The sequence below is a fragment of the Peribacillus sp. NJ4 genome (assembly GCF_030348345.1).
GTDB lineage: Bacteria > Bacillota > Bacilli > Bacillales > DSM-1321 > Peribacillus.
Genome location: NZ_JAUCFQ010000001.1, coordinates 19,187 through 35,141 on the forward strand (window position 1 = coordinate 19,187; position 15,955 = coordinate 35,141).

The 15,955-nt window shown below is 41.2% G+C and carries 15 protein-coding genes; all 15 read right to left on the minus strand.

What is annotated here, in order from left to right:
- Positions 1–10 precede the first annotated feature (10 nt).
- Entirely contained in the window at positions 11–643 is a 633-nt protein-coding gene (yabQ, locus tag QUF94_RS00105; RefSeq protein ID WP_289314081.1) for a spore cortex biosynthesis protein YabQ, read from the minus strand.
- The gene (yabP, locus tag QUF94_RS00110; RefSeq protein ID WP_289314082.1) at positions 640–948 is read right to left on the minus strand and encodes a sporulation protein YabP; all 309 of its coding nucleotides are present in this window, start codon (positions 946–948) and stop codon (positions 640–642) included. The genes yabQ and yabP overlap by 4 nt, the downstream gene beginning before the upstream one ends.
- Before the next feature lie 76 nt (positions 949–1,024).
- Positions 1,025–1,288 (minus strand): RNA-binding S4 domain-containing protein, encoded by a 264-nt coding sequence (locus QUF94_RS00115; protein WP_034316386.1) that lies wholly within the window; start codon positions 1,286–1,288, stop codon positions 1,025–1,027.
- Positions 1,289–1,311: 23 nt separating this feature from the next.
- The gene (yabN, locus tag QUF94_RS00120) at positions 1,312–2,784 is read right to left on the minus strand and encodes a bifunctional methyltransferase/pyrophosphohydrolase YabN (RefSeq protein ID WP_289314083.1); all 1,473 of its coding nucleotides are present in this window, start codon (positions 2,782–2,784) and stop codon (positions 1,312–1,314) included.
- Complete coding sequence (locus QUF94_RS00125) at positions 2,777–4,399, minus strand: putative polysaccharide biosynthesis protein (protein WP_289314084.1); 1,623 nt, start codon at positions 4,397–4,399, stop codon at positions 2,777–2,779. Before QUF94_RS00125 ends, yabN begins: the two co-directional genes overlap by 8 nt.
- 213 nt (positions 4,400–4,612) lie before the next feature.
- The gene (gene spoVT / locus QUF94_RS00130; protein WP_289314085.1) at positions 4,613–5,149 is read right to left on the minus strand and encodes a stage V sporulation protein T; all 537 of its coding nucleotides are present in this window, start codon (positions 5,147–5,149) and stop codon (positions 4,613–4,615) included.
- A 192-nt stretch (positions 5,150–5,341) separates the two neighbouring features.
- On the minus strand, positions 5,342–8,878 hold the full coding sequence (gene mfd, locus QUF94_RS00135) for a transcription-repair coupling factor (RefSeq protein ID WP_289314086.1): 3,537 nt from the start codon (positions 8,876–8,878) through the stop codon (positions 5,342–5,344).
- A gap of 170 nt (positions 8,879–9,048) precedes the next feature.
- Positions 9,049–9,279 (minus strand): anti-sigma-F factor Fin, encoded by a 231-nt coding sequence (gene fin, locus QUF94_RS00140; protein WP_061440335.1) that lies wholly within the window; start codon positions 9,277–9,279, stop codon positions 9,049–9,051.
- A gap of 103 nt (positions 9,280–9,382) precedes the next feature.
- Positions 9,383–9,943, minus strand: coding sequence for an aminoacyl-tRNA hydrolase (gene pth / locus QUF94_RS00145; RefSeq protein ID WP_289314087.1), 561 nt, complete (start codon positions 9,941–9,943; stop codon positions 9,383–9,385).
- A 260-nt stretch (positions 9,944–10,203) separates the two neighbouring features.
- Entirely contained in the window at positions 10,204–10,842 is a 639-nt protein-coding gene (locus QUF94_RS00150; protein ID WP_289314088.1) for a 50S ribosomal protein L25/general stress protein Ctc, read from the minus strand.
- A gap of 161 nt (positions 10,843–11,003) precedes the next feature.
- Positions 11,004–11,756, minus strand: coding sequence for an ATP-binding cassette domain-containing protein (locus QUF94_RS00155; protein ID WP_289314089.1), 753 nt, complete (start codon positions 11,754–11,756; stop codon positions 11,004–11,006).
- A 13-nt stretch (positions 11,757–11,769) separates the two neighbouring features.
- Positions 11,770–12,546: an aliphatic sulfonate ABC transporter permease SsuC gene (gene ssuC, locus QUF94_RS00160; protein WP_289314090.1), complete on the minus strand. Its 777-nt coding sequence runs from the start codon at positions 12,544–12,546 to the stop codon at positions 11,770–11,772.
- Complete coding sequence (gene ssuD / locus QUF94_RS00165) at positions 12,518–13,687, minus strand: FMNH2-dependent alkanesulfonate monooxygenase (protein ID WP_289314091.1); 1,170 nt, start codon at positions 13,685–13,687, stop codon at positions 12,518–12,520. The genes ssuC and ssuD overlap by 29 nt, the downstream gene beginning before the upstream one ends.
- Before the next feature lie 12 nt (positions 13,688–13,699).
- Entirely contained in the window at positions 13,700–14,680 is a 981-nt protein-coding gene (locus tag QUF94_RS00170) for a sulfonate ABC transporter substrate-binding protein (RefSeq protein ID WP_289314092.1), read from the minus strand.
- Positions 14,681–14,994: 314 nt separating this feature from the next.
- Positions 14,995–15,948 carry a ribose-phosphate diphosphokinase gene (locus QUF94_RS00175; protein WP_289314093.1) on the minus strand — a complete coding sequence of 318 codons (954 nt, stop codon included), beginning with the start codon at positions 15,946–15,948 and terminating at the stop codon, positions 14,995–14,997.
- Between the last annotated feature and the right edge of the window lie 7 nt (positions 15,949–15,955).

Genomic DNA, 15,955 nt, shown 5'->3' on the forward strand with positions numbered 1-15,955 from the left:
TTATCGCTCCTCATTTCTTTTTAGTTCTCCATCTTTTTAGCATTCTAATTATAGAATTCTTTATTTTCAATAAAATCCCTTTTCCTTTATTATAAAACTTCCCGACGTTTTTCGTAACAAAAACCGGCAATAAATTCCATATATAGGTCAGAATCCATTTTACTGGCCTCCAGAAAACATTTAATATAAAGAGAAGTATTTTCCCCGCCCATTTTAATAATGCTAAAATGAACTTTCCCATCCCGATGATGATGGCTATTAAAGATACTATTACCCATTTTATCGGAAGAAATATCAGCATGTGAACCGAATTCGTTATAAATCTCGCCAACTTTATCACCAGTATTATCAAAAACTCCAAAAACCGTTGATAGAAACCTTTGAAAAGTGCTTGATAAGCTGAAAAACCGCATAATAAGGCCAAAAATAAATAGAGGCGAAACTCCCCCTCATTCACTAAAAACAAAACATAAAAAATAAGGAGACCCTGAATGATCCAGAAAAGGAAGTCATGGATGAATACAATCCACCTTTTCCTTTCTGAACGCTTCAGAAACCGGCTATACGTATCTAGGGCAGCTCCAAAGCCACTGCCCATGCCTATCATCGCAAGCAACGTATAAAATTGGATCGTTAAGGTCATTTGAACAATTTGCCAAAGAAGCCTTTAGCTTTCTCCCCTGATTGCTCATCTAAATAAACAAGGTCGAAAATTTTTCCCTTAATGGAAACAATGCCTTTATCAACGTCCAAATTCTTCATTTGCAAGTTTTGACCCCTGATGGATAAGAACCCCATTACCGTTTCGAGCAGAAACTCTTCATTATCAAAGCTTTCCACTTGTTTGACACCGGTAATATCAAGTAAACGGCGGCCTTTCATCGTTACATCATGCTCTTGGATCGTTCCCTTTGTATAACTAGCATTCGGATCATTATATTGGCTCATTTTTTCATCCCTCACAGTACCACTGATTTTGTACAAGTGTATGTCCGTAAGAATGGAATTAGAACCAAGCCTGTCTTTACTCCTCCGCTAGCTTTTCTTCCTTTACGATGGTATACATGTCTGCAGCCGCTTCTTTTTTCGTCGTTTCTTGAATTTTATCGACTCGTACCGTAACCAGCTTTTGACCGAATCGGACAGTCAACTCATCACCATCTTTAACATTCGAACTTGCCTTTGCCTGTTGTCCGTTAATCGTGATTCTCCCTTTATCCGCGACTTCTTTCGCAAGCGTGCGGCGCTTGATCAATCTTGAAACTTTTAGGAATTTATCTAATCTCATCGACATTCAAATCTCTCCCTTAATTAAAGTCCTTTAGCTTTTGCCTCATCCCAATATGAATCCAGCTCTTCCAATGTATAGTCCTCAAACTTCTTGTCTGCCATTTGAATGCACTCTTCTATATATGTAAAACGCTGGTGAAATTTCTGGTTTGCTTTGTAGACGGCTTCTTCTGCTTGTATGTCATAATAACGTGAAATGTTGACAAGCGCAAAAAAGAGGTCGCCCAGTTCCGATTTGATTCTTTCGACATCCCTGTTTGGGGTTAATACTTCCTCTTCTAATTCCTTCACCTCTTCCAAAACCTTTTTCCAGGCTTCGGAAACCTCATCCCAATCAAATCCAACCTTCGCAGCCCTTTTTTGGTACTCCTCGGCCCGAAGTAAGTTTGGCAGCGATTTCTCAATACCATCCATTATGGAATGCATAGCTTTTGGTTCGCTCCCCTTTTCTTCTTCTTTGATTTTCTGCCAATTCACCAACACATCTTCCTCGCCATTCACTTCAACATTTCCGAATACATGAGGGTGGCGTCGAACCATTTTTGCCGTAATGCCTTCAATTACATCATCTATCGTGAACATGCCCTCATCTTCACCGATTTGTGAATGAAGCATCACCTGAAGCAGAACATCCCCCAGTTCACCAACCATGCCCTCATCGTCCTCTTGATCGATGGAATCAATAAGCTCGTATGCCTCTTCTATTAGATATTTCTTCAAGCTTTCATGAGTTTGTTTCTTATCCCAAGGACATCCTTCTGGACCTCTAAGTTCTGCGATGATTTGCCGCAGCTTGGAAAACTCCCGATACTGTAACGCTTCTTCTCTAACAGGCGGGACATAAACACTCGTCAAGTTACTTAACTCCATCTGACGGTCGAGTTCGAACAGGGCGCACTTTGTCACTTTTTCCTGACTGCTGCCTGCCGCTGTAACGATATATACCTCGTAGTCATCCGGAAGCTTTTCCATTAAAGTCAACTTCACATTCGATGCGCTGAATGCGTCATAAACCTGTCCGATTATCATATGCTGGGTAATGTGCAGATCATCGGGTGAAAGATCTGTACCATCCAACAACTGGAACCCTTCAATCGGATCGATTCTAACAGCCTGAAACAGGGGGTCAAGGAAACTTTGGCCGCCTTCCAGCTTAATGGCTATTCCAAGGGCCGGACCCTTTTCGAGCAAAAGCTGAACCGTTTTTTCCGCAACCATGGGATGCCCTGGAACCGCGTATAGAACGGAGCGGTTTAAAGCCTCTTGTAATAATGTTCCGGCTATTTCTTCATATACCGCTTCAAATTGGTCGTGCTTTTCATATATCTCGTCAAAAGCCGTGAAATTGACTCCTTCTTTTTTCAAGTCACCGATTACCGGATGATCCATCGTTCTGACGAAGCATTGTTCAGTTTGTGTCAATTTTTTGTAAATCCCTAGCGGTAACTGATCTAAATCCCCTGCACCAAGGCCTATTATAGTTATCTCATTCATGATTTCGTATACTCCTATTCGTTATTATAAATCGTTTAAGCTTTGAACCTGCAGGGATAAGTGAAAGTTCTTCTTCACCAAATAAGCCTGCACGAATGGCGGTCATCACAAAAACGGCTGCACCGATCCCCACACCGATCAGCGCTTGGATCGTAGCTAACATCCGGCTATCACCTGAAAACACCAATTGGAATATGGCATTGAATAAAACGACAACCGTACCCATGTAAACCGTACTCTTCAAGATTATTAACAGGTACTTCTTTTCAATTAATGTCTTTTTGATATGTACTCTCAAAACCGTATAAAATAATACAGTCATGATCATAAATGCAAGTACTGTTGCAGAGGCTGCTCCCGCAATTTTGTAATGGGGAACAAGAACAAGGTTCAAAGCCCACTTGCTGCCCACCCCCACAATCGTAATGATCACCGGTATAAACGAATAGCCTAAACTTTGAATCACTGCCGCTTTTGCCATTATGAGGGATGTGAATAAAATCGATAAGGAAAAAATCGCTAAAGTAATTGTCCCTTTGGAATTCGTGAACAGCATATGATTGACCGGCTTCATCGTCACTATCAGCCCAATCGCAGCAGCGATTCCAATCGTCGTACTTACACGCAGCGCCAATTTAATCTTATTGACTAATTCTTGTTCACTCCTCTTCTGAACGAATCCGGATATTACAGGTACAAGCGCCAAAGCAAAAGAATTAGCCACGACTGTCCCTAGCTGAAGCAAAGGCTGTCCACGGTCATATACCCCTTTCCACTCTTTAGCTTCCCTTTCCCCCATGCCCGTTTCCCTTAGTAGAGAATACAGATGTAGTGAGTCGACAAACTGAAACAAGATAAGGATCAAGCCAGTTATGCAAAACGCCAATCCTTGGAAAACCAGGACTTTTGAAATTTTGATGAAATTTACCGGTTTGATTTTCACTTGTGAAAAAAGCTTCCATTCTGCTCTTAAAATAACGAAAGCAATAAGAAGGACAAGGCCGGTTATGCCGCCGGTAATCGAACCGAAGACGGCGCCCTTACCGACCATATAAGGAGAGTAGCCTAGATTCACGAATATCGTTGAAAGCACCAGTATCGTCAATACACGGATGCATTGTTCAGCGACCTGCGAACTTGCCGTGGGTAACATGTTATTTATTCCTTGAAAATAGCCTCTTAAAACAGATGAAATCGGCATTAATAAGTAGGAATAGGCAATGATTCTCAGCAGACTGGCTAAATCCGGATCCTTCATCCATCCGGCAATCCAATCAGCGCCCAGGAACAGTGCTGCAAACATAATGATTCCTATCGAACTTAAGACGACGAATGATGTCACTAAAATGTCCTTGACCTCAAAATTATTTTTAGAAGACTCCCGTTCTGCGATCAGTTTGGATATGACAACCGGGAAGCCTAGTGTGGATAATGTAAAGGCTACACCGTAGAAGGGATATACCTGCTGATAGATATAAAACCCGATGTCACCCGCAATGTTCTGATAAGGTATGCGATAGGCCGCGCTCAAAACTTTTACGATAATCGCTGCTGCGCTCAGGATCAGCGCACCTCGCAAAAGTTCATTTGATGTTTTATAAGGCTTTTCAGCCATTCTTTTTCCCCTTTTCACTCATATGTGGTAGTTATTATAGCATAATTCAAGTGGTTATTTTTCAATTGCAACCATACTGTTAATTAATTTCCATGTTCATCTCAAAGAATTCTCTTTATTGCCCTTCCCAATCCGTTTAACCTTTAAGAAAGAGCAAAAAGGACAGCGATTGCTGCCCTTTCCACCTTTAAAAATATAATGGCATGTCCAAGCTTACTGTTCCATTTGTCTAGCTAGGAAACTTGCTGCTGTTTCAACCGATTTCTGTTCCACTTCACCAAGTGTACCTTCTTTTGAGAAAATCAGGACGGCACCAATCGGGTCGCCACTCGCAATGATTGGAGCTGCAGTATACGATTGGACTTCTTCATCATTTGAATCAACGAAAGAAATTTGTCCGTTCGGAGATTCCAAGACAGGATTTCTTTCTTCCATGATTTTTTCCACTAGTTCACTAACGCTTTTATTTAAGTATTCTTTTTTGGAGCCGCCTGCCACTGCAATGTAAGTATCCCTATCACAAATCATAACTGGATTTCCAAGGCTATCATAAAGTGCTTCTGCATATTCTCTTGCAAAATCGCCTAATTCACTAATAGGAGAGTATTTCTTTAAGATTACTTCTCCATCTCTATCCACAAAGATTTCCAAAGGATCCCCTTCACGAATACGGAGGGTCCTTCGAATTTCTTTCGGGATGACAACTCTTCCTAAATCATCAATTCGGCGAACGATACCAGTTGCTTTCATCTAATGTTGCCTCACTTTCATCTAATTGATTTGATAAATCCTCTTTTTGTAGCATTAAAATCATCACCAGCTATTGTACTTAGTATTTTTCTAATGGTAAGTTCTATGCACTTTGAAAAAATTTTTCTTTTTGTTGCATTTTTTTACCATGGTATCTTAAAAACAATTTCTTCAAGAGGACTATCATTCACTTCAGTTTTTTGTGGCTTGAGTCTCTTTTTTTACATGCTGTAAACCCTTGGCCATCTCAAATAGTATGTTAAGCCATTTGCTTTGTTCTACACCTTTTATGTGCAGGACTAGCTTCATTCGATTTCCATCCATGCCGAAGCCGACCATACGGCCATACTTTGACCCCAGCTCAAACACTTTTTGTCCATCCACATCGCTGCTTACCTTTTCCCTGAGGAGAATGCTGATTTCCTGCTTCAATTGTTTAATGCTTTCAATTCCAGCCTTTTCAGCATATACCTTCATTTCGGCAATCATGAATAAATAGGCTACTTCTTCTGGATACTCTCCGAAACGATCGAGCATTTCATCTTGTAATTCTTCCACTTCTTCAAGAGAAGTAATGCCCCTGAACCTTTTATACATTTCTATTTTCTGATGTCCATCCATTATGTAGGCATCAGGGATATAAGCATCCACTTCAACGTCAATTTCAAGGGTGTTCTTTTCTTCGGTTGGCTGGTCATTACGTTTCGCGTCCACTGCTTCTTTCAACATTTGTGAGTACAAATCAAAACCAACTGAATCGATGAAGCCATGTTGTTGAGCCCCTAGAATATTTCCAGCTCCCCTGATGGATAAATCACGCATCGCGATTTTGAATCCTGAACCCAACTCTGTAAATTCCTTAATGGATTGAAGACGTTTTTCCGCCACTTCCGTCAACACTTTATCTTTCCTATAAGTAAAGAATGCATATGCAACCCGATTGGATCGCCCTACACGGCCACGTAGCTGATAGAGCTGTGAAAGTCCCATTCTATCTGCTTCATTCACTATAAGCGTATTGACATTCGGGATATCAACACCCGTTTCTATAATGGTTGTACTTACCAAAACATCATATTCGCCTTCCAAAAAGCCGAACATAACCGCTTCCAGCTCTTGCTCCGACATTTGCCCATGAGCAAAGGTGACTCGGGCATCGGGTACCAACATGGAAATTTCTTCTGCTTTTCTTGCTATATCCTCTACCCGATTGTAAAGGAAATAAACCTGGCCATCCCTGGCCAATTCCCGTTCTATCGCTTCCGTTACCAACGAGCCATTATACTCCATGACATATGTTTGGATCGGGAACCGATTCTCAGGCGGTGTTTCGATAACGGACAAATCCCTCACGCCCAACATGGACATATGAAGGGTCCTCGGAATCGGTGTCGCAGTCAAAGTCAGTACATCCACATTTGTTTTTAAGCGTTTGATCTTCTCCTTATGTGTAACGCCAAAACGCTGTTCTTCATCAATGATAAGCAAACCCAAATCGCGATACACTATATCTTTGGATAAAATCCTGTGCGTGCCAACCACAATATCCACCGTGCCTGCCTTCAATCCTTTAATCGTTTCCGTTTGCTGTTTTTTTGTCCGGAAACGGCTCATAAGACCAATCGAAATGGGATAATCCTGAAAACGTTCCCTTAGCGTTTCAAAATGCTGCTGGGCGAGGATGGTGGTCGGAACAAGAAATGCAACTTGCTTGCCATCCATAATGGCTTTAAAAGCGGCACGGATGGCTACCTCCGTCTTCCCATATCCGACATCGCCACATAATAAACGATCCATCGGCCGTTCCCGTTCCATATCCTTTTTGATTTCGACTATAGAACGTAATTGATCCTCCGTTTCGTTATAAGCGAATGATGTTTCGAAATCTCTCTGCATATCACCATCAGGCGAAAAGGCATAGCCCTTGGCCGCTTCCCTTTCTGCGTATAACTTGATTAAATCATCAGCAATGTTCTCAACGGATGATTGAACTTTACTTTTGACACGTTTCCATTCCGTTCCACCTAGCTTATAAAGCTTCGGTTCTTTCCCTTCAGAACCGACATATTTTTGCACAAGATCTATTTGGTCGACAGGAACATACAATTTGTCATCCGCTTGATAACGAATATGTAGGTAATCTTTATGGACCCCATTTATCGTAAGGGTTTCAATTCCCAAATATTTACCGATACCATGGTTAACATGAACGACATAGTCACCGATCTTCAGTTCGGAATAACTCTTGATTCGCTCCGCATTCGATAGTTTCTGTCTCCGTATCGATTTCTTTGATTTCTTATTAAACAATTCCGTTTCCGTAATGATACTGAATTTCTGCATGGGTAATTCAAAGCCGCTGTTAAGGCTGCCTCGTAAAATCTGTACTTTACCTGGAAGAATGCTGTTCGCATCAAACAGTTCTGTGGCCTCTATATCATAATCGGCTAAAACCGAATGCAGCTTTTTTACCCGTTCTTCATCCTGTCCAAGTATGACGACTGTATATTTCCCTTTTTTCCAACGTTCCAGTTCAGCTTTGAACACATTCATCTGTCCATGGAAATTTTGCATTTGTTTACTGGCAAAATTCAGTATATTCTGAGGATTCGTATGCGGTACATGCCGTAAAAACAATGAAAGATATACAAACGGCCTGCTGGATTTCATTATTAATTCCTGCATGGGATGAGCCAATTTTATGTCATGGATAATCTGTCCCTGACTTAAAAGGTCAGTGTACCAACCAGCCTCTTCCTTTTCCAATGAATCATTGATTTCCTGGATTCTACTGATCTCATCTAAGAAAACCAAACCGTTTACAGGTAAATAATCTATTAAACTAGCTGGATCTTCATAAGCCAAACTTAAGTATTTAAAGATTTGGTCGGGTTTATTTCCCATTTTCAGCTGTTCTAGTTCATAGCTGATCGTTTGAACCAGTTGTTCCTTTGTTTTCTCATCTTTAAGTTTCTTCAAGCTTTTACTTAATCCGCTCTCGAGCCTTGTTATGATTCTTTCGATATGCTCTGTCTCTAGCAAGGCCTCACTGACGGGACCAATCATCACTTTCTTGAGTTTCTCGATGGATCGCTGATCTTCGCTTGAAAAAGTCCTTATTGAATCTATTTCGGTATCGAATAACTCTATTCGTATTGGATTAGGTTCCGTGATCGGATAAATATCGATTATACCGCCACGGATACTGAATTCACCTGGTGAAGCAACCATTTCAGACCGGTTATAACCCATAGCAATGAATTTATTAAGTGTTGGTTCGAGCTCGATGTCTTCCCCTAAATTAAACGTAAGCTGATGCCTCTTCCAAATATCCTTAGAAGGAAGCACACGACGGACCCCGGGAATCGGCGCAATGACAATCCCTTTCTTTCCCTCCGCCCAAAAGTTCAATGCTTCTACACGTTGGGCCCTTAATTCCGGACTGGCCACACTCAAATCGGCCGCAATCAATTCATTGGCGGGATATATATATAATTCTTCCTCGGGAATGAAACTGGATAAATCCTCATGGAATTTTTGTGCTTGCAATAAATTATGGGTAACTAATAAAATCGGCCTATTCGTCTTTTCATATACGGAAGCCAGCAATAGTGACCTCGAGGAATCTGTCAGACCAGAGACTATTTGTTCCTTAAGTCCTTCATCAATGCCGGCGATTAACGAATGAACATCATCTTGTTTGGAGAACAAGTTTTGCAATCCATTCATTTTCTTTCCCCCCTCTCTTTAACGTGCGAAAACCATTTGTAATCCTTTTATTTAAACTTGGCCAATTTAACCAAGCGTCCTCTTTATTAACGGCAATTTTTCATTTTATGTGCCTTTGTAAACCAGACAAACGGAAAAATGCTTTGGATTTTGTCCAAAGCCCTCTCCCGCTAATGAATAATATAATCGTTTTCATATAATTCAGGGTTCCTTTGCAGCGATTCATGACAATCTTCACATATCGCCCTTACATGCATATCCCCTTCAGAATCATAAACGATCATCTCTTGTCGCTCTTCATCGGTAAGTTGATTAAAACCTAACTGCTCCGTACTCAGTGAGTGTGCCTCGATTGAGCCCAGCTTAGTTCCGCAATGTCGGCATCGATAATGGAGAGCCATTTCGTAACCCCCTATTTTTGTAATAGTGTTAGTATGTACAATTAGAGGGGATTTATTCAGCGAAACAGGAAGATATTATTCTTTACTTATATCTACTCTTTGCTTATTGGTTATATTCGTTCATGACCTGTATAAATGGTTTTTCCATCCAAGCTTCACAAGAAGCCGCGCTTTTTTCGATCGTTGCCCCTACATGATCCCATTCTTCAGGCGAAAAACGCCCTAATACATAATCAGGTACTGGAATACGGCCAATCGGGCGGCCAATGCCTATTCTGATGCGATTGAATTCTTGCGTACCCAAATGGGCAATTGAAGATTTTATCCCATTATGACCGCCTGCACTTCCTTTTTGACGAAGGCGAAGCTTCCCTGGAGGCAAATCAAGGTCATCATATATAATGACCACATCCGCGATATCCACCTTAAAGAAATGCATGACAGCCGAAATGGATTCTCCTGATAAATTCATGTAAGTTAAGGGTTTAAGCAATAAAACTTTTTCTCCCTTTACCATTCCTACACCATAGATACCCTTGTGTTTTGCTTGATCAAGTGGAATTGACCATTTTCTGGATAACTCATCTATTACTTCAAAGCCGACGTTATGCCGAGTTTTTTCATATTGTTTACCTGGGTTCCCTAACCCTACAATAATTTTCATGATTCACACTCCGTCATTACGGTTATTTAGGGAGTTACGTCGGGACGAAGTTTTTCCAAGCTTATTGACCTTAGAAAAATAGTACCCTAATTTCAAGCTGGCCTGCAAGCGACCGGAGAACTAATTAGAAAAAAACCCTAATTAAAGGAATCAGTTCCGGAAAATGGCCCTGTTTAAATTGACGCATCCAGAGATTGAAAAGACGTAACTCATTAAGAGCTACGCCTATTATATCACGATTCACTTGTTTAATCCCTTCATCATGACTCTGGTGATGCCTTGGTTTCCCTGCCCTCTTCATTTTCAGGGATACCTCCATCTTGCTGTTCACCTGTACTTATTTCCTCTTCCTGACGAGGAGCCAAAACAGATGCAACTACTTCCTCACCATCGTTGTCGATTGTAACTTGCTTATTCGTTTGGATATCAGATATGTAGATTGTATCCCCTACCTGAAGTTCGGTAACGTCAACATCGATGGAGTCAGGAATGTCATTCGGTTTAGCCGTAACCGTCACTTCATGAAGAGACTGCTGAAGGACCCCACCGTCTTTCACGCCTTTACAAACTCCGACAAGGTTAATGCGAACTTGTGCCTGTAATTGAGCGGACATATCTACAATTAAAAAGTCTGCATGATAAATGGAGTTCTTTATAGGATCCTTTTGATAGTCAGAGAGCATGACTTTATAACTCGTTCCTTCCAAGTCCAAAGAAATGATACCATTACGGCCTATTTCCTTGATTGTCTTTTGAAGCTCAATATTATTGACTGAAATGGCTGTACTGTCATTTTTATTGCCATATACTATCGCTGGGATTTCGCCGCTTTCCCTCAAATTCCTTAAATTAGAGTGTTTTGAATCCGTACGTTCTTTTGCAGCTAATATATTACTCATACATCCTCCGCCTTCCTAAATATGAATTACAAGTCTCTCTATATTTAACATTTCCCTAAATGGCGAATCATTAAACATGGAAGGTAAAATCCGAAGGCTGCCACAAGAGGCTAAACATATGGTAAACATAGGAATTCACCGTAAAATCTTTTTTCTTGAATTTAAGCGTGAATCGCTTTGTTTTCCCTTTCCCCCTCAACTTGCATGACTCGGTTAAGGATTTGGGCTGCTAGTGAGGAATATTGAATGCTATCCTTTTTCCGTGGTCTCGGCAGATTGATTTCCTTATTCATTGCGACTTTGCCTTCTTCAATTAATATGACACGGTCGGCAAGCAGTACCGCTTCTTCAACATCATGTGTAACAAGTATGGCAGTAAAATTCCTTTTCCTCCATAATTCTTCAATCAGCCTTTGCATGCCAATTCTCGTCAAAGCATCCAATGCACCTAACGGCTCATCTAAGAGGAGAATGTCAGGTTGGTTCACCAATGCCCTCGCTAAGGCTACCCTTTGCTTCTGCCCACCAGATAAAACGGACGGCCAATCATTTGCTCGATCTGCAAGGCCCACTTGCTCCAGTAATTCCATAGCGTTTGACTTCCAATCCCCTTTTAAGCCGACACCAATATTTTGAAGGATTCTTTTCCAAGGAAAAAGCCTTCCATCCTGAAACATCGTACGTGACGATTTATTCAATCCATTCAATGGTCTTCCATTCACCAGTATCTTCCCGCCCGTCGGCTTTTCCAGTCCTGCCACAAGACGCAGCAAGGTGCTCTTTCCACATCCACTCTTACCGACAATGGCTACGAATTCCCCTTTTTTAAAAGTGAGATCCATTCCCTTTAAAACTTCAAACTCCCCAAAACCCTTTCTTACGCCCTGCAATTCCAACGAATTTCCATTTATCATATTAATGACCTCCTCATTGGTATGATGGATGCCACTTTAAGCATCTTTTTTCAATTAATTTGGCCGCAACGTCCGATATTTTTCCTAATAATGCATATAAGAGAATACTGAGAACAACAATATCCATCCTCATGAATTCCCGGGCATTCATAGCCATATATCCTATTCCGGAATTAGCGGATATTGTTTCTGCGACAATTAATGTGACCCACATGATTCCAAGGGAGAAGCGGATACCCACCAAAATGGATGGAAAGGCTGCAGGGAGGATCACATTCCAGAATAAAGAAAGACCACTTAACCCATAAACCCTTGCCGCTTCAATTAAATCCTTATCCACCGATTTCACTCCATGAAATGTATTTAAATAGATGGGAAATAGAACCCCTAAAGCGACAAGGAAAATTTTCGCTTCTTCTTCTATACCAAACCATAGGATCACCAGTGGTATTAAAGCTAAATGCGGAATGTTACGCAACATCTGAAGCGATGTATCGAATAGGCTTTCAGCAATGGATGATAACCCATTTAACAACCCTAGTACAAAACCAATAATCCCGCCGATTAAAAAGCCGATGAAGGCCCGCTGAGCACTGATGCCGATATAATCTATAAGTTCCCCTGTTTTCAATAAAGTGACGCCAGCTTGAAAGACTTCAGTCGGGGCAGGCAATATCCGTTCCGACAGAATCCCCCACAAAGAAAGGAGCTGCCAAGTTACCAATAGCAGAATGGGCACAAGCCATGATATGAGGTGGAACCTATTGAACTTTTTGTTTAACTTCTGCATCTTCAATTTCACTTCCTTTTGTAGGGTAGTGGTCATTTGCCAGTATTTCCCCGAACGGACTCGTCGCTTTCGAAACGGGAACTTGCAGCTGTTCGACAGGGAGTAAAGGGAATAATAATTCCGCAACACGGTACGCTTCTTCCAGGTGAGGGTACCCAGATAAAACGAAGGATTCTATTCCGATTTCTTCATATTCCTTCATTCTGGCGGCAACATTTTCTGCACTTCCGACTAGTGCTGTACCGGCACCACCGCGCACAAGACCTACACCCGCCCATAAGTTTGGACTAATTTCGAGTGAATCCCTGTTTCCATTATGAAGTTGCGACATCCGCTTCTGTCCCACCGAATCAAATCGCCCAAAAATCTTTTGTGAATTTTCAATCATTTCATCATCCACATATTTAATGAGTTCCTCCGCTGCCTGCCAAGCTTCTTCTTCCGTTTCTCTTACAATGACATGCATGCGAATGCCAAATCTGACTTCACGCCCATACTCTGCTGCTTTTTTACGTACCTTTTCAATTTTTTCAGCCACTTGCACCGGCGGCTCACCCCAGGTCAAGTACACATCAATATGCTTTCCTGATATATCGATGGCTGGATCGGATGAACCTCCGAAATATAGCGGTGGGTACGGTTTTTGTACAGGTGGCAACAGAATATTTCCACCTTCAACCTTTAAGTGCTCCCCTTCAAAGTCCACTCTCTCACCGGATATTTCCTTTCTCCAGATATCGAGAAATTCATCTGTTTGCTCATAGCGTTCCTTATGATTTAGAAACACGCCATCACCTGCCAATTCAACTGGGTCACCCCCAGTTACTACATTGATCAAGAGACGGCCATTCGACAACCTGTCGAAGCTTGAAGCCATACGCGCAGCTAAGGTTGGCGACATTAAACCTGGACGAATCGCAACTAAAAATTTCATTCTTTCCGTTGCAGAAATCAATGAAGAACCCACCACCCAAGCGTCCTCACAAGACCGACCTGTTGGAAGCAAAGCCCCTTCAAAACCTAAATGATTGACTGCCTGTGCTATTTGTTTTAAATAAGGGAGTGTAATCGCCCTCCCTCCCTTTGTCGATCCTAAATAGCGACTTTCTCCATGTGATGGCAAAAACCAAAATACTTTCATTTTATTTCCCCCTTAATTTTTTTTAACATCTGCAGATGCATCTAGAACATTAATCTTGCTTGGAATTAATTTAAGATTAAAAAATGTATCGGCAATCTTTTGTTGATCATCCAAAACCGTACTGGAAATCTCCTCAATTCCATATTCTTTTCTTTTTAATGTTTTTTCTAATGCTTCCACACTAATCCCAATTTCTGGAGATAAAAATTCAGCAACGTCGCTTGGGTTTTCTTCAATCCATTTATCAACCTTTATCAGTTCTTCTTTGATAATCTTCAAAGCCTCTTTGTTCTCGGAAAATGAATCAGTTGCCAAAAAGAATTCACGATTCCCCACTAGTCCTTCTCCATCCCGGATCGTTTTCGTTTCTAGTTCCAATTCGGCCGCTGATAAAAATGGATCCCATATTACCCAGGCATCGATTTGGTTTCCTTCAAAAGCGGCCCTCGCATCTGCCGGCGGTAGGTAGACAGGAGTAATATCATCAAGAGTAAGACCTGCTTCCTCTAAAGCTTTGACCAATAGATAATGAACATTGGAACCTTTATTCAAACCAACCTTCTTTCCCTTTAAATCTTTCACATTTTTAATGGGCGAATCCTTTTGCACGACTATAGCCTCTCCTGAAGGGTTTGCGGGCTGATTAGCAATATAGACAAGCGGAGCCTTGGCTGCCTGTGCAAATATCGGTGGCGCCTCGCCTGTGTGCCCAAAATCAAGGCTGCCGACATTCAAGGCTTCAAGTAGCTGAGGTCCCGCAGGGAATTCAGTCCAATCGACGGTATATCCCAATTCTTTTAAATGTGTTTCCAGCTCCCCTTTGGATTTTAAAATATTTAATGTCCCGAATTTTTGATAACCGATTCGAATGGTCCTATCCGTTTCTTTTGCGTCAGCACTTTTGGAACTGTTCTTTTCCTGTCCACATCCACTTAATATCAGCATGAAGATGTTAATAATGGAAATCAGCCACAAATTTCGTTTTTTCTTCATATTCTGCACACCCTTCTTAAACTATTTATATAAAAATAAAAGGCTCCTTTCCTTCACCAATAGGACAATAGGGCAAAAAGATGCCTAATGTTCAATGGTAAGTGAAAAGGAGCCTTCGGTAGTCCGATCGGCGTTAACCAGTATGCACTTGCGTTAGTACAGTTTTTCATTTCAGAAAATATGAATTGAATATTTGTATAGTCATTTTATTATTAGTATTCATATCTGTCAACTAAGGATTAAATATTTTCTGAAACTTTTAAACGAAAACACGGCGAGCCCGAAGGCCCGCCGTGTTTTCGTTTATTTTATTATCAATCGAATAATGTGCTGACTGATTGTTCCTCATGGACACGAATAATCGCCTCTGCGATCAAAGGTGCTACAGAGAGTCCAACAATTTTATCGATTTTCTTATCTTCAGATAGGGCAATCGTGTTAGTCACGACCAATTCCTTAATAGTTGAATTTTGAATCCTTTCGATGGCAGGACCTGAAAGGACTGGGTGTGTACAACAAGCATACACTGCTTTAGCACCATTCTCTACAAGGGCATTGGCCGCTAGTGTAATAGTGCCTGCGGTATCGATGATGTCATCAATCAGTATTGCTGTCTTCCCTTCAATATTACCAATGATGTTCATGACTTCAGCCACGTTCGGTCTTGGGCGGCGCTTATCGATAATGGCAATCGGTGCTTTTAGGCGATCCGCCATTTTACGAGCCCGTGTAACCCCACCATGATCAGGGGAAACGATGACGATATCACTTAAATCTTTTTCCTTGAAGAAATCAGCTAAAATTGGAACAGCAACAAGGTGATCGATCAGAATATCGAAGAAACCTTGAATTTGTGGCGCGTGAAGATCTAATGTGATTACACGGTGGGCACCAGCAGTTTCTAAAAGATTTGCGACAAGTTTAGCTGTAATTGGTTCACGCGCACGTGCTTTACGATCTTGTCGGGCATAACCGTAATATGGCATTACAATATTGATCGTTTTAGCTGAAGCACGTTTAAGAGCATCGATCATAATTAAAAGTTCCATTAAATTTTCATTGACTGGTTGACTTGTTGATTGGATTACGTAAACGTCACAGCCACGAATACTTTCTTCAATATTAATTTGAACTTCACCGTCACTGAAACTTGTTACGCTACATTTTCCAAGTTCAACACCGATTGCAGCAGCGATTTCTTGTGCTAAATCGAAGTTTGAATTTAAAGAGAATACTTTTAAATTAGGATCTAAATACTGATTTGACATGATGACC

Excerpts from the sequence above, each read along its gene's own strand:
- yabQ (WP_289314081.1), bottom strand. The coding sequence starts at position 643 with ATGACCTTAACGATCCAATTTTATACGTTGCTTGCGATGATAGGCATG.
- yabP (WP_289314082.1), bottom strand. The coding sequence starts at position 948 with ATGAGCCAATATAATGATCCGAATGCTAGTTATACAAAGGGAACGATC.
- QUF94_RS00115 (WP_034316386.1), bottom strand. The coding sequence starts at position 1,288 with ATGAGATTAGATAAATTCCTAAAAGTTTCAAGATTGATCAAGCGCCGC.
- yabN (WP_289314083.1), bottom strand. The coding sequence starts at position 2,784 with ATGAATGAGATAACTATAATAGGCCTTGGTGCAGGGGATTTAGATCAG.
- QUF94_RS00125 (WP_289314084.1), bottom strand. The coding sequence starts at position 4,399 with ATGGCTGAAAAGCCTTATAAAACATCAAATGAACTTTTGCGAGGTGCG.
- spoVT (WP_289314085.1), bottom strand. The coding sequence starts at position 5,149 with ATGAAAGCAACTGGTATCGTTCGCCGAATTGATGATTTAGGAAGAGTT.
- mfd (WP_289314086.1), bottom strand. The coding sequence starts at position 8,878 with ATGAATGGATTGCAAAACTTGTTCTCCAAACAAGATGATGTTCATTCG.
- fin (WP_061440335.1), bottom strand. The coding sequence starts at position 9,279 with ATGGCTCTCCATTATCGATGCCGACATTGCGGAACTAAGCTGGGCTCA.
- pth (WP_289314087.1), bottom strand. The coding sequence starts at position 9,943 with ATGAAAATTATTGTAGGGTTAGGGAACCCAGGTAAACAATATGAAAAA.
- QUF94_RS00150 (WP_289314088.1), bottom strand. The coding sequence starts at position 10,842 with ATGAGTAATATATTAGCTGCAAAAGAACGTACGGATTCAAAACACTCT.
- QUF94_RS00155 (WP_289314089.1), bottom strand. The coding sequence starts at position 11,756 with ATGATAAATGGAAATTCGTTGGAATTGCAGGGCGTAAGAAAGGGTTTT.
- ssuC (WP_289314090.1), bottom strand. The coding sequence starts at position 12,546 with ATGCAGAAGTTAAACAAAAAGTTCAATAGGTTCCACCTCATATCATGG.
- ssuD (WP_289314091.1), bottom strand. The coding sequence starts at position 13,687 with ATGAAAGTATTTTGGTTTTTGCCATCACATGGAGAAAGTCGCTATTTA.
- QUF94_RS00170 (WP_289314092.1), bottom strand. The coding sequence starts at position 14,680 with ATGAAGAAAAAACGAAATTTGTGGCTGATTTCCATTATTAACATCTTC.
- QUF94_RS00175 (WP_289314093.1), bottom strand. The coding sequence starts at position 15,948 with ATGTCAAATCAGTATTTAGATCCTAATTTAAAAGTATTCTCTTTAAAT.